The 14892-nt window shown below is 38.1% G+C and carries 14 protein-coding genes; 12 read left to right on the top strand and 2 right to left on the bottom strand.

Going from position 1 to position 14892, the window contains the following annotated elements:
- Nucleotides 1–25 precede the first annotated feature (25 nt).
- Nucleotides 26–472: a GNAT family N-acetyltransferase gene (locus NAG76_14095; protein ID URN96844.1), complete on the top strand. Its 447-nt coding sequence runs from the start codon at nt 26–28 to the stop codon at nt 470–472.
- Nucleotides 473–641: 169 nt separating this feature from the next.
- On the opposite strand, the gene ilvD is transcribed toward NAG76_14095, so the two are convergent.
- Nucleotides 642–2327, bottom strand: coding sequence for a dihydroxy-acid dehydratase (gene ilvD / locus NAG76_14100; protein ID URN92972.1), 1686 nt, complete (start codon nt 2325–2327; stop codon nt 642–644).
- A gap of 247 nt (nt 2328–2574) precedes the next feature.
- On the opposite strand from ilvD, the gene NAG76_14105 reads away from it, so the two are divergent.
- From NAG76_14105 to NAG76_14135, 7 genes are all read left to right on the top strand, one after another.
- Nucleotides 2575–3039 (top strand): MarR family transcriptional regulator, encoded by a 465-nt coding sequence (locus NAG76_14105; GenBank protein URN92973.1) that lies wholly within the window; start codon nt 2575–2577, stop codon nt 3037–3039.
- A gap of 204 nt (nt 3040–3243) precedes the next feature.
- On the top strand, nt 3244–4293 hold the full coding sequence (locus NAG76_14110; GenBank protein URN92974.1) for a BMP family protein: 1050 nt from the start codon (nt 3244–3246) through the stop codon (nt 4291–4293).
- 70 nt (nt 4294–4363) lie between these two features.
- Nucleotides 4364–5863, top strand: coding sequence for an ABC transporter ATP-binding protein (locus tag NAG76_14115; GenBank protein URN92975.1), 1500 nt, complete (start codon nt 4364–4366; stop codon nt 5861–5863).
- On the top strand, nt 5856–6923 hold the full coding sequence (locus tag NAG76_14120; protein ID URN92976.1) for an ABC transporter permease: 1068 nt from the start codon (nt 5856–5858) through the stop codon (nt 6921–6923). Before NAG76_14115 ends, NAG76_14120 begins: the two co-directional genes overlap by 8 nt.
- Nucleotides 6907–7830: an ABC transporter permease gene (locus NAG76_14125; GenBank protein URN92977.1), complete on the top strand. Its 924-nt coding sequence runs from the start codon at nt 6907–6909 to the stop codon at nt 7828–7830. Before NAG76_14120 ends, NAG76_14125 begins: the two co-directional genes overlap by 17 nt.
- An 84-nt stretch (nt 7831–7914) precedes the next feature.
- Nucleotides 7915–8589, top strand: coding sequence for a sulfite oxidase-like oxidoreductase (locus NAG76_14130; protein ID URN92978.1), 675 nt, complete (start codon nt 7915–7917; stop codon nt 8587–8589).
- Nucleotides 8590–9309, top strand: a complete 720-nt coding sequence (locus tag NAG76_14135; GenBank protein ID URN92979.1) for a nucleoside phosphorylase — start codon at nt 8590–8592, stop codon at nt 9307–9309.
- Between the two features lie 154 nt (nt 9310–9463).
- Here NAG76_14135 and NAG76_14140 read toward each other — a convergent pair whose 3' ends face one another.
- Entirely contained in the window at nt 9464–10003 is a 540-nt protein-coding gene (locus tag NAG76_14140) for a hypothetical protein (protein ID URN92980.1), read from the bottom strand.
- Nucleotides 10004–10292: 289 nt separating this feature from the next.
- Between NAG76_14140 and rbsK the strand changes: the two genes are divergently transcribed.
- Genes rbsK through NAG76_14160 form a run of 4 tightly spaced genes read left to right on the top strand, consistent with a single transcriptional unit; the run spans nt 10293 to nt 14882 of the window.
- Nucleotides 10293–12269: a ribokinase gene (rbsK, locus tag NAG76_14145; GenBank protein URN92981.1), complete on the top strand. Its 1977-nt coding sequence runs from the start codon at nt 10293–10295 to the stop codon at nt 12267–12269.
- A gap of 15 nt (nt 12270–12284) precedes the next feature.
- Nucleotides 12285–13652 (top strand): DUF1446 domain-containing protein, encoded by a 1368-nt coding sequence (locus tag NAG76_14150; protein ID URN92982.1) that lies wholly within the window; start codon nt 12285–12287, stop codon nt 13650–13652.
- Nucleotides 13652–13966: a DUF4387 domain-containing protein gene (locus tag NAG76_14155; protein URN96845.1), complete on the top strand. Its 315-nt coding sequence runs from the start codon at nt 13652–13654 to the stop codon at nt 13964–13966. The genes NAG76_14150 and NAG76_14155 overlap by 1 nt, the downstream gene beginning before the upstream one ends.
- 19 nt (nt 13967–13985) lie before the next feature.
- Nucleotides 13986–14882: an ABC transporter permease subunit gene (locus NAG76_14160; protein URN92983.1), complete on the top strand. Its 897-nt coding sequence runs from the start codon at nt 13986–13988 to the stop codon at nt 14880–14882.
- Nucleotides 14883–14892 lie beyond the last annotated feature (10 nt).

Here is a 14892-nt window from a genome sequence, read left to right on the forward strand (position 1 = left end):
TGAAATTGAATAAAAAGACAATCAAATAATAGAGCGAATCATTAAAAGCTCATTAGAATCATTTAACCTAAATATTCCAGGGACAGCATATTATGACCCTCAACTGGGCAGTCTGGCACAATATTATAAGGAACAATTAAATTCAAAGTATTGGGTTGCAGTGAATAAACAAAATGAAGTGGTAGGCGGGGTGGGGATTACATCGTTGGGGCAGGAAAGAGGAATTTGCGAGTTACAAAAGTTATACATTACACCCGAAGCTCAAGGTAAGGGGCTAGCGAAAGATCTTATGAAAGTAGCACTCGAATTCGCCAAGGAACATTATACACACTGTTACTTAGAAACATTGAAGAAACTTCAAACAGCAAATCTTCTTTACATCAAATTAGGTTTTCAACAACTTGATAGACCACTAAATGGTTCAGAGCATAATGCCACCGACGCTTGGTTCCTAAAAGATCTATCTAATTAAAGTTAGTGCATTATTCTAGAAAAGTTGTTAACTTAACGATAGAGGTTAGCCAATAAGACAGGGGAATCGAGCACTTTATTTTCATCTCATAAATAGTAACTTAAGCATGCAAAAAAAGCTGCTGATCGATGAAGATCAGCAGCTTTTTGAGGTTCTTATTATGGTAAAACTACATTTTCATTACTGCACCAGTATTAGCGCTTGTAACTAGGTGTGCGTAACGAGCAAGGTAGCCACGTTTGATTTTTAATTCGAATCCAGGCCATGCAGCTTTACGAGCTTCAAACTCTTCATCGCTTATTAGTAGATTCATCGTACGATTATTCATATCGATTTCGATTTCATCACCATCGTTAACGAATGCGATTGGGCCGCCATCAGCAGCTTCCGGAGAAACGTGACCGATAGAAATACCACGAGAAGCACCAGAGAAGCGACCATCAGTAATTAGAGCAACCTTAGCGCCAAGACCCATACCAACAATAGCAGATGTAGGAGCTAGCATTTCAGGCATGCCTGGACCACCACGAGGTCCTTCGTAACGGATAACTACAACATGGCCTTCTTTAATTTTACCTTGAGCTAGAGCTTCAAGACACTCATCTTGTGAGTTAAAGCAAATAGCAGGACCTTTATGATAACCACCTACTGATTTGTCAACTGCACCAGTTTTAATAACTGAACCATTAGGAGCAATGTTACCGAATAGGATAGCTAGTCCACCACGAGCAGTATGTGGGTTGTCGATTGTGTGAATAACATCTGTATCTAGAATTTCACAGCCTTCAACGTTTTCACGAATCGTTTTACCTGATACAGATAAAGTATCTCCGTTGAATGCTCCTTCTTTTTTCAATAACTCATGAATGATTGCACTAACACCACCAGCATTGTGTACATCTTCAATATGATAATCAGATGCTGGAGCGATTTTTGCTAAGTGAGGAACACGTTCAGCAATTTCATTGATTTCTTCGATTGAATATTCAATACCTGCTTCATGTGCGATAGCAAGTGTATGAAGTACTGTATTTGTAGAACCACCCATTGCCATATCAAGCGCAAAAGCATTGTCAATTGCTGCTTTTGTAACGATATCACGAGGTTTACGGTCCATTTTAATAAGTTCCATTAATTGACGAGCGGCTTGTTTAACGAATTCTTTACGCTCTGGAGCAACAGCTAAAATTGTACCATTACCTGGAAGTGCAAGTCCAAGACCTTCAGCTAAACAGTTCATTGAGTTAGCTGTAAACATACCTGAACATGAACCACATGTAGGACAACCATATGCTTCTAACTCATAAAGTTGCTCATCATTGATGATACCAGATTGGTGAGCACCAACGCCCTCAAATACGCTTGTAAGTGAGATCGCACGACCGTCTGATGTTCTACCAGCTTTCATCGGTCCGCCGCTTACTAACATCGTTGGAATGTTTACGCGAAGTGCACCTAGGATCATACCAGGTGTGATTTTATCACAGTTAGGAATACAAATCATACCATCGAACCAGTGAGCATTTACAACTGTCTCTACGGAGTCAGCGATAATTTCACGGCTAGCAAGTGAATAACGCATACCGATATGGCCCATTGCGATACCATCATCTACACCAATTGTGTTAAATTCGAAAGGAACGCCGCCAGCTTCACGGATAGCTTCTTTAACTAATTTACCAAATTCCTGAAGATGAACATGGCCCGGAACAATATCAATATAAGAGTTACATACCGCTATAAATGGTTTGTCAAAATCTTCTTCCTTAACTCCAGCTGCACGTAGTAAGCTACGATGTGGTGCACGGTCAAAACCTTTTTTAATCATATCAGAACGCATTCTTGTTTTTGCCATGTGAAAGATCCTCCTTGTACGTATACACTATAATGAAATAGTTGAATGTTATTATTATGCTAAATGCTCATATTCGTAATTTTAGCATACTCAATAGTACTTGGCTACAAAGTAATGACTGTATTATGAACCGAATTGCCCGCAATTTACGTATATTTTGGTATACTAAGATGTGAAGTGAAATTCATAATGGATTACTAGCCTTTGCATCAACACACATAAATATGATTTCGAAAAGGGGATCGAAATGGATAAACATTTTGAAAATAATAAAGAGCTAATGAATAAGTTGGATGAATCTTTCCGTGAAATTAGAAGCATCATTAATACATACTGGGGAAAATATAGTATATCTGGCCTAGGGATTACACATGCTAGAATGATGACTCATCTTTCAGAAAATGGTCCAACGAAAGCATCACATATTGCAGACAAGCTTTATATAACATGTGGAGCGGTAACAGGTTTATCTGATCGCTTACTTGAATTGGGATTTGTTACTAGAGAGAAAGATACTAACGATCGACGTGTTGTATTATTGAAATTATCAGAATTAGGAGAAATGCATGTTGAGCAAATTAAAGCGGTGAGGAAAAATCTGATGATTCATTTATTTGCAGGACTTACTAGTGATGAAATGGAGAATGGGATGTATTTATTCGACAAAATGAAACAAAATATGGTAACTTTTAATGCGATTGAAAAAGAATGAAAATAGTTCATTTCGCACAAATTTCTAAGTAAATAGTTGCAATTAGCTGTATTACGACTGTTTCTGTTATATTTTGGTAATGTAATCGCTATTTTATTTGTCATTTTTGTGACATTTATTAATTAATACTTAAATTAATGCTGTAATTGTGTAAGATGAAGTAGTATTTTGTCGAATTTCTAAGGATGAGGAGAGAAACACACAGTGAAAAAGAGACTTTCATTACTATTGTCAATGATTCTAGTTATCGGATTGTTGGCTGCATGTGGTAACAATGCAAATCAAGGGTCAAACGGTACTAACAACGGTACTACCTCAGAGGGAACAGCGAATGGCAAAAAAGATGTTAAAATTGCTCTAGTTCTTCCTGAACAAATTGGTGTTAACCCATTCTTTGAACTAATGGATAAAGGTTTCAAAAAAGCTGGTGAAGACTTCGGAGTTACTATTAAGACTATGGAATCTTCAGATGCTAATGCATTTGAACAAAACTTCCGTGCTGCTGTCGCGGATGGATATGACATGATTATTACTGCTACTTATCAAGCTGAAGATGCACTTAGAAAAATCGCAGCTGAAAACCCAGATCTTCCAATTGCAATTATAGACCACGTAATTGAAGATGTACCTAATGTAAGAAGTGCTGCTTTTATTGAAAACCAAGCATCATTCCTTCTTGGAGCTGCTGCAGGTCTTGTAACAGAATCTAACGTTGTTGGTAACGTTGTTGCTGTTGAAGGCGCGCAAATGGACAAGTATACAATTGGTTTTGCTAAAGGTCTTGCATACACAAATCCTGACGCGAAAGTTCTAACTTCCTATGTAGGTAGCTATGTGGATTCTGCAAAATCTAAAGAGCTTGCACTTCAACAAAACGCTCAAGGTGCTGACTTTATCGCTGGTTTAGCTGCAGTTGGTGACTTCGGTATTTTTGAAGCTGCAAAAGAAAAAGGTTTCTATGCTTCAGGTCAAGACGTTGACCGTACTGTAATCGATCCTGAGCACGTAATTCTATCTCAACTGAAAGAAGTAGATACTGTTACTTATGATACAGTTAAGCTTTTCGTTGAAGATAAATTCGAGTTTGGAACTACATTCTATGGTTTAACTGAAGGCGGCGTAGGTCTTACTTTTGTAACAACTGATAGTGAATCTCCGCGTAGTGAAAAGCTTACTGATGAAGATATCGCGCAATTAAAAGAAATTGCTGAAGGTATCAAAGACGGTTCAATCGACACTTCTATTACAAAATAATAATTTTTTATAAGTAGTTTGCCGGCTGCAGTAACTGCAGCCGGCTTAATTGTTTGAAAGGAGCTTCTGTATGCTGCTTGAGATGGACAGTATAACAAAGTCATATGGCTCTGTAACTGCTAATCATAATGTTAATTTTAATTTGCGCAAAGGTGAAGTTCATGCGCTTATAGGTGAAAATGGTGCAGGTAAGACGACGTTGATGCGTATTTTGTATGGCATGGAGCGTCCGACAAGTGGTGAGATTAGAATTGATGGGAAAGCAGTAGAGTTCCATAATCCGACAGACGCTATCGGGCATAATATCGGAATGGTCCATCAGCATTTTATGTTGTTCTCGGCATTTACGATTGCAGAGAACATCGTTATTGGTCGTGAACCAACAAAAGGTGTGAAGTTTGATCGTAAAACAGCAATTGAAGAAACACTGAAATTATCTGAGCAATACGGAATGCCAGTTAATCCTAAGCACAAGGTTGCAGATTGTTCACTTGGAATGCAACAACGAGTAGAAATATTGAAAGTATTGTATCAAGGTGCTGAAATTATTATTCTTGATGAACCAACAGGTGTTTTAACACCTATAGAAGTAAAAGAGTTATTAATTTCGATAAAAAAACTTGCTGCTAGCGGTAAAAGTTTTATTATTATAAGTCATAAACTCAGTGAAATCATGGAAGTAGCTGATCGAATTACAGTACTCCGAGACGGCCATATTACTGGCACGGTGAATGCTGCTGATACTAATGAAGAAGAGTTATCCAAAATGATGGTTGGACGTGATCTTGTAAAGCTTGAACGTCGAAAACTTGAATATGGAGATCCAGTCATTAATGTACAATCACTTTCTATTAAAGGTAATAAAACTAAGCCGTTATTAGACAATATTAATTTTAACGTGCGTGAAGGTGAGATCGTAGGTATTGCTGGAATATCTGGAAATGGACAGTCAGAGCTACTGCAAGCAATTTCTGGATTAATGCCTTATAGTCAAGGAACTATCACAATTCAAGGTATGAATGTAACCGGTGCTTCCGTTAAGCAAATTCGTGAAAGTGGACTTGCGCACATTCCTGAGGATCGATACCTTTGGGGTGTGTCCAAAGATGCAACCGTTTCAGATAATGGAATAATGGGTCATTTGGATTCAACGAGTAAATACGGAGTTCTTCAAGGTAAATTAATTCGTGATCTTGTATCTGAATGGGTTCAAAGATTTGGAATAAAAACAGGGTCATTGAGCACTAAAGCTCAATATTTATCAGGTGGTAATTTGCAAAAGCTAATTGTTGCACGTGAGCTTGCAAAACAAACAGCTTTTCTAATTGCAGCTGAGCCAACTCGAGGCGTAGATGTTGGTGCAATGGAGATTATTCACGGAGAGTTATTGAAACGTCGTGATGAAAAAGCTGGAATTTTGCTTGTATCAAGCGAATTAACAGAAATTATGAAGCTTTCAGATCGTATTTTAGTTATGTATGAAGGTAAAATTGCTGGTGAATTAGATGCTGCTGTAGCTACTGAAGAGCAAATTAGTCTACTAATGGCGGGAGGGAAAGCTGTTGGATAAGATAAAAAGTAGTTTACAGTCCCTATTACAGCCTTTCATTGCAATAGTTGCAGGTCTATTAGTTGGTGCAATCGCAATTGTAATCGTAGATGGGAATATTGTGGATACATACCGCGAAATGTGGAATGGCGCATTCGGTAATTTTTATTTCTTTACGAGTACTTTAGCTCGTGCTACTCCAATTATTTTGGTTGGTCTAGGTGCATCATTGGCATTCAAAGCAGGATTTTTCAATATGGGTTCAGAGGGTCAGATGGTCCTAGGAGCATTAACTGCTGCAATTACAGCACTTTACGTACCTGGTCCTGGCTGGTTTAAAGCGATCGCAGCAATTATGGCAGCTATGATAGTAGCTGGTCTTTGGTCTGCCCTTGCAGGCTGGCTCGACTCCAGGTTTGGCATGAACTTATTAATTACAACGTTATTACTTAATTATATCGCATCATTATTTGCAGGGTATATGGTTGCATATCCATTCAAAGATAGTACAACTAACTCGGCACTGTCGCAGACGCAAATGATCGATAAATCAGTATTTTTCCCGAAATTATTTTCAGGTATGACCTTGCATATTGGGTTTATTATCGCAATCGTTGCGACAATTGGATTATTTTTATTCATTAAGTATACGAAAAAAGGATATGAAATTCGTATGCTAGGTGGGAATCCACTATTTGCAAGCTATGGCGGCGTTAATCGTGGTCGTTTGATGGTAGTAAGTATGCTGATCAGTGGTGCGTTTGCTGGTCTTGCTGGTGCATCCGATGTGCTAGGTACTTCATACCGTTATCTTGATGGTTCACTAGTCTCAGCTAATTATGCTTGGACTGGCATCATGGCGACATTGCTAGCTAATTCAAATCCGATTGGTACAGCAATTGCAGCTATTTTCCTCGCTGCTCTGCAGACTGGTGGTATGGGTATGGAACGTAATACCGACGTTCCGCTAGAAGTGTCAAGTATTATCCAAGCTGTATTAATTCTGTTTATTACAGCCAAATTTACAATGTCATTCATTAAACGCAAGAAAGCGGGGGCGAAAGATGGATCAGCTAATTGATGTTTCCTTATTCGCTGCAGCTTTACGTATGATTACACCGATTTTGCTTGCAGCTTTAGGTGGAGCAATATGCGCACGAGTTGGACTATTTAATGTTGGTTTGGAAGGTCTAATCTTAGTAGGTGCATTTTCCGCTATTCTTGGTAATTACTTAACAGGAAGTATTACAATGGCTATCTTATTCGCTATTGGTTGTTCACTGTTATTCGCGCTACTCTTTGCCTACATGAGTATTAATTTACAATCAAATGTAATTGTTGTAGGTATTGCTATTAACTTCTTAGCTGCTGGACTTACTACGTTCGCTCTACGTGCTATTTTCAATGTAAAGGGAGCATATTACGACAAAGACATGCAAGGACTACCTAAGATTGATATTCCATTAATTAAGGATATCCCATGGATTGGCGATGTTATTTCAGGTCAATCTATACTTGTATATGTATCCATTATTATCGTGATTTTATTGCAAATTTACTTATATAAAACGGTATCAGGTTTTCGTCTGCTTGCAGCTGGAGAGAATCCAACGGCAGCTCGTAGTATTGGCTTACCGGTTCGTAGAATTCAATACCTTGCAGTATTAATTTGTGGTGCACTTTGTGGACTTGCTGGTGCACAATTGTCACTTGGTAATGTAACGATGTTTACTGAAGGTATGACTAGTGGTCGTGGATTTATTGCGCTTGTAGCAACGATGTTAGGTCAATCGAATCCGATTGGTGTAGCGGGAGCAAGTGTATTGTTTGGTTTTATGGAGGCTTTGAGTTATCGACTGCAAAACTTCTCAATTCCATCTAATCTTTCAGCTATGCTTCCATTTGTTGTTACCATCATTGCGATGATTTTCTTCAAAAACAATGGTTATAAAGACGAAGCTAAAAAATCTAACGGAAGCTCACGCTAACGTTTGAGTTTTAGTTACCTAACTAATTTTCTTTACGAAGAAGTTGAACTAGAATGACCAGAAAAGTTGAAGGAGGGCGTCGATATGCATAAGAAAGCGGAACGTCTGAAAAAAGTAAAGGCGCCACTAGCTGCTAAAGTTCCACCGGAACTTCAGCATCGTGTACCTCCTGGGCAAACAGTTACAGATCGTTTTCCGATTCTTCACGAGGGTGAAGTGCCGCATTATGATATGTCCACATGGAGTATCAAAACATTTGGCGAAGTAAACTCGATTCGTAGTTTTAGCTTTGATGAGTTGATGAAATTACCTCAAACGGAGATCACTTGTGATATTCATTGTGTAACACGTTGGTCTAAACTTGATACAACTTGGGTTGGTGTTAAGTTCACAGATTTTTTAGAACTACTTGGTGTTAAATCCGAAGCAAAATACGTGATGATTCATGGTGAAAATGATTATACAGCGAATGTTCCTTTAGAAGATTTGATGCGTGACAATATATTGTTAGCTCATACTTTTGATGGTGAGCCACTTACTGAAAAGCATGGTGGGCCATTGCGTATGGTCATTCCACATCTCTATTTCTGGAAGAGTGTGAAATGGATTACTGGATTTGAATTTATGGTTGAAGATCACCCAGGTTTCTGGGAACAAAATGGGTTTCATAATTATGCAGAACCATTTGCCGAACAACGTTTCTCTGGAGATGGTTTTGATCTGCCAGAAGATGAGTGGCATGGGAAGGAGTTTGACTAAATGTTTTTATCTATTCTTGAAGTTAATTCAGAGCAACTGCCAGGTCTTGCTATCGTATGTGGAGATCCACGTCGCGCTAAGAAAATTGCAGACATGCTAACTGACTCTGTTGAACTATCATATGCTCGTGAGTATCGTACATTTGTTGGTTCGTATAAAGGGGTACAATTAGCTGTAGTAAGTCATGGTGTAGGTTGCCCTGGTGCTGCAGTATGTTTCGAAGAACTAATTAAAGGTGGCGTCCATACGATTATTCGTGTAGGTACAGCAGGTTCTTACTCCGCTGATCACCCTGCAGGAAGTTTGATCGTAAGTACTGGTACGATTCGTACAGATGGACTAACTAAACAATTAGTACCAGATGGTTTCCCTGCGATTGGAGATAGCGAAGTTGTTAATGCGCTATTTGCTTCTGCACAAGAACAAGGTGGTATTGTTAAAAAGGGTATTACTGTAACCCTTGATGTATTCTTCAATGGTCCAGTAGAAATACCTCATAAGTTATACAAAGCTTCTGGTGCACTAGCAGTAGAGATGGAAATCTCATCTTTGTACGTTATTGCTTCTCTACGTGGTATTCGTGCTGGAGCAATTGTAGCACTTGATGGTTATGCAGATTCCGATCTAGCTGAGGGTTATGACCCACATACAAACGTAGTAAGTGATGCTGTTGAACGCGAAATTAAAGCAGCACTTGAAGCTATGGTGAAACTAGCTTAATTAGACAATTGTCAGTTATCTAATTCATATCTTGTTTGATAAAACAAATAGGGAACTTCATGAAAGATTATGAAGTTCCCTATTTGTTTTAAAAGATTACAATACAAATATAGCGATAACTAATACTCCGATTATAAGTAATAGATAGTCGAAATTATCTGTCCTGTACATATGTAATAGCTAACATACTGGTATCATCAAATTTACGAAGAGAAACAACGATGGTTGCTCCAGTGGCTAGCTCTAAAAAATATCCGCTTCTATCTTTTTGACCACGAACCCCTTCCTCAACGAAATAGTAATTTTGAATAAGACCTAAAGTTTCTAGTCTAGTTAACTCCATTTCATAGAAAGATTGAAATTCATTTTTACTAACATAAGAAATATAAAAAGGTGAACAAACATCTTCTTTTGCTTGGGATACTGTTCGATTAGGCAGAAGAATAATAAAATCTTTTAGTTCGTCCTCAAATTCACAACTGTAACTTTCAACGGGGAAAAGATAACTCTTCACATAACTATTGAATGTAAAATTCCAAAGGTATGTTTGACACAGGATGAAGGTAGGAATAGAAACAATGAGGGAAACTACCATTATGGGTTTAGCTTTAATCAGTTTTATTAAGAGTAGTAAAATACTTAGGACGATTATTAAACCTATTGAAAAAACAATGTAATATACATTTCCAACCACCGATTAATCCCCTTAGATTTATTCGTTGATACGTAATAAATGACTTATATCATCCGTTCTATCTTCTGGTATATCCGCTTCCATAAGTTAGGGTGTTATATCAATTTACCATATAATATAACCTTTGTAACCGGACAAGCTCTCAATAGTGGTGACATTAATAAAATTGTTTACGCTTACATTTACAGTATTGACAGTGATTAAAACCTGTGATAAATTGTAAAAAAGTAAAACACTTTACTAAAATGTTTTCGTAAAAAGTAGAAACGTTGAAGAAGGAGGTACTTCATTGAAGGAAAGTGATACTTCAAAGAACAAACCTGCAAGAAAAACTGGTTCTAAATCTTTAACAATTAATGATATTGCTAAGCTTGCAGGCGTTTCTATTGCAACGGTTTCTAAGATTTTGAATCAGAAAGACCAAGACATCGGCGAAGAAACAAAGAAAAAGATTAATAAAATTATTAGCGATAATAATTACGTACCATACCAGAAGATGATGAAACGTATATCAGCAAAATCTTCAACCATTGGCTTGGTAATGGGTAATCATATATCGAATGACTTTTATACAGCTTTTACAAAAGGTGTGGAAGAATGCGCATATCAAGAGAAGATGAGCATAATTATTGCTCACATCAATGCAAGTGAAGTTGAAGACAAGAAAGACGATAAAATTCCTCATGAAAGAAACGTAGAAGGTATTATACTTGTTCCTGGATCCGGAATGGAGAAACAAGAAGCAGAAGCGTTTTCCTCAAAAGATACTCCAGTAGTAGTGGTAAGTCAACAGGCACTAGATGAGCAGTTTCATCAGTTGAATTTCGATCACTTCCTCGGTGCATATAAAGCAACAACATACATAATAGAACATCAGCATGAGCTTATTGGCTTTATTACAGGACCATTGTCTGATCCAGTAGCAGAAAGGCGCTTGGATGGTTATAAGAAAGCATTATACGATCATAATATTTCTTTTGAAAGAAGTTTACTATTCGAAGGCGCTCAATGTGAGAATAGGCAGTTAGGTATTGACGGGACGAAGTTACTTCTAGCTAAAGGAGTAACAGCTATTGTAGCGGCAAATGATGAGATTGCTTCTGGTGTATATGGGGCAATAAACGAAGCATTACTGAAAATACCAGCTCATTTATCAGTTGTAGCGTTGAGCGATTCTAATATAAGTGAGCTTATTCTTCCTAGTCTGACCGCAATTCGCTATCCAACGTACCAAGTGGGCTATGATGCATGTTCACAATTAATTAAGCTAATTCGAGGAGAAGAAGTAGATCGTAGAATTGTGTATGGACCAGAGTTAATGATTAGAAAAAGCGTAGCTAAGCCTTCAGGACCTGACTATTCCTATAAAGAAAAAATTGCCATTGTAGGAAGTCTTAACATGGATATTATTATGAAAGTTCCACATATTCCGAAAGTAGGGGAAACCATTCTAGCTAACGACATTAAACATGCTGCAGGTGGTAAAGGGGCTAACCAAGCTGTCGGGGCTGGGAAACTGAACGGTAAAGTGTACATGATCGGTCGTGTAGGAAATGATCTATATGGTCGAGAGCTATATCATAGTTTGATCAAATATGGTGTAGACGCTAGCGGTGTTATCCATGATGATCTGTTACCGACAGGTAATGCTTACATCTATGTTTCCGATAACGGTGATAACAACATCGTTGTAAATCCAGGAGCCAATTCTCGGTTAAGTATTGAGCAGGTACAAGAGTTCGAATGGATCTTCGATAAAGTATCTTATTGCCTCGTGCAGATGGAAATTCCGATGAATACGATCGAATATGTAGCAACATTATGTAGACAGAAAAATGTAAAGCTCATACTAAATCCGGCTCCTGCTAGAGAAATAAATTATTCGTTGTTTGAGAACTGTTTTCTTGTTATCCCTAATGAGACAGAGCTTGATCGTATGATTCCAGGTGAAGCATCGATCGAAGAAAAAGCAATAAAACTATTGGAGAAAAGTTTTCAGAATGTAATTGTTACTCTTGGTGAGAAGGGCTGCCTCCTAGTGAATGCCACCACTAAAAAGTATTTCCCAGCAGCTAGCTTTAAGGCAGTAGATACAACGGGAGCAGGTGACTCGTTCATAAGTTCACTAACTGTAGCTCTATCGGAAGGGAAAGATTTTGAACAATCTATAGCATTTGCTAGTCTAGCCGCAGGTATTACTGTAAGTAGAGAAGGAGCTCAACCATCTCTTCCAGACAAAGAAACAATAAGAATGTACTTGCAATAAGGAGGAAGCGATCAGATGACAACAAGAGAATTAAAAATACTTGCCCCTTGTGGCATGCTTGGTTATGGGTTTCCGAAATCATCCTTTCAAAGAGGGATGGAATTGTTACCTGATGCCATTGTAGTAGATGCTGGATCTACAGACGGCGGACCACATAAACTTGGAGCTGGTTCAGCAATTGTTAGTAAACAAGCTTGTAAAAAAGATTTAGAGATTATGCTTACTGCAGGAGCGTCAGCACGCATTCCAGTTATAATCGGTTCGGCGGGCGGAAGTGGAGCGAAGGTCCATGTAGAATGGACGCGCTCCATCATTATGGAAATTCTACAAGAACAAAATCTAAGTAGTCTGAAGATTGCGACAATATGGGCAGATATTCCGAATGATGTTATTGAAGCTAAGTTGGTCAAAGGACAATGTCTACCACTTGGCTTGTCGGTGAAACCGTTAACGAAGGAGAGATTAGAAGCAACGAATGGTGTAGTTGCACAAATGGGGCATGAGCCTATTGTAGCTGCTTTAGAAGAAGGTGCAGATATAATAATCTGCGGTCGAGCTTATGATCCATCTCCGTTCGCTGCGGTTGCTATTCACAAAGGGTATGATGCAGCACTTGCGTATCACATGGGGAAAATATTAGAATGTGCGGCACTATGTGCAGAGCCAGGTACGACAAAAGATAGTATGTTAGGAATTTTGAAAGAAGACTCCTTCATTCTGAAAGCGCTTAATGATACGCGTAAATGTACAGCAATTTCTGTAGCAGCTCATACATTCTATGAAAAAGATCATCCTTACTTATTGCATGGACCTGGATATATTTTGAATCTTGAGCATTGTAAATTTACCGAACTACCAGATCACAGTGTCGAGGTTAGTGGAAGTAGAATGATAGAAACGCCAGTATACAAAATTAAGTTAGAAGGTGCAATGCAAGTAGCCTATCGTACTTTTGTCATTGCGGGCATAAGAGACCCATTGCTAATTAATAAAATTGAAGAAGTTGAAGAATTAGTAAAACAGCAAGTTTACGATTACTATACTGAGATTCCAAGAGAAGACTATGCGATTAACTTTGTGAATTACGGAATGAATGGTGTATTGGGGGCATTAGAACCAACACCGAATGCAGGTCATGAATTAGGTGTAATGTTTGAAGTTATTGCTGTGTCGCAAGAACTGGCAAACGCGGTCTGTGGATCAGTTCGTTCAACGTTCTTGCATTATGGATATGAGGGAAGAAAATCTACAGCAGGAAATCTAGCATTCCCGTTCGCACCAAGCGATATACCGTTTGGACCTGTTTATGAGTTCTCAGTGTATCACCTAATGGAAGTATCGGATGGATTAGAAATGTTCCATTGCGATTATGAAGAGGTGTAATAATGAAATTAAGTGAAGCAGCGGTAGTATTACGTAGTAAAAACAGTGGACCATTCGAAATTACATTAGATGCTTTGTTTGCAGATCGGGAAATTTACAATGCTTTAAAGCAATCAGACATAATTAATAAGTCTTTGATTGCAAAGTTATACAACATTGCGGAAGAGAATATTACACATATTGTGTTTTTTGATCAGGCACTTGGATTCAAAGTTACTTTCTCCCGCAGCGTATCATCAGGAACTTTCTTGGATCGTGATGTGTATGGCGCACAGCAACACGCTCCATTAATGGATTTGGAATTTGACTTCTAAGTGAATAGGAGGGGAAGCAATGAGTTCTCGTTTAATGCAAATGTGGAAAGACAAAATGTTGTACATTATGCTCGTTCCGGCTTTTGCTTACTTTATCATTTTTCATATTTGGCCTATTTTTGGGATGAAGCTCGCATTTTATGAATACCGCATCATAGGCGACAACGTATTCGTAGGAATGAAGTACTTTACAGCATTGTTTAACACACCAGTATTTACAAACGTATTGATGAACACCTTAATTGTCAGTGCAATGAAAATAGTTATCATATTCCCACTTCCGGTTATCTTTGCATTATTACTCAACGAATTTAGAAATGGACGTTTCCGGAAGAGTATCCAAGTCATATCCTACCTGCCTCACTTTCTTTCATGGGTTGTTATTGCAGGGATATGGTTTGAATTTATGTCTCCTTCAACTGGAATTGTAAACGGTATCATTCAATTATTTGGTTTTCCGGCACATGATTTCTTAACAGATAAATCTGCGATACGTTGGATTTTGGTGCTCAGTGAAGCATGGCGTAGTATCGGCTGGGATTCAATCATATTTCTAGCAGCAATTATTGGAATAAGTCCTAGTCTGTACGAAGCAGCTTATGTCGATGGAGCAAATCGTTGGCATATTGTTACCAAAATTGTAATCCCACATCTTTACATTCCAATGGTCACAATATTTATTTTGAATATAGGTTTCCTAATGAATGCAGGACTTGATCAGATACTTAACTTTACCAATGATGCAGTTAACAGCAAGATAGATATTATCGACACTTATGTGTACCGCATTGGTTTATTGAACTTTGAATACTCATTTGCAACAGCAGCTAGTTTATTCAAGAGCGTAATAGGTGTAATTCTCGTACTATCTACTCATTTTATTTCCAAAAAATTGACTTCAAAAGGCGCATGGTAAGGAGGCCCGA

This window comes from Candidatus Pristimantibacillus lignocellulolyticus, assembly GCA_023639215.1.
GTDB classification, from domain to species: Bacteria; Bacillota; Bacilli; order Paenibacillales; family Paenibacillaceae; genus Pristimantibacillus; species Pristimantibacillus lignocellulolyticus.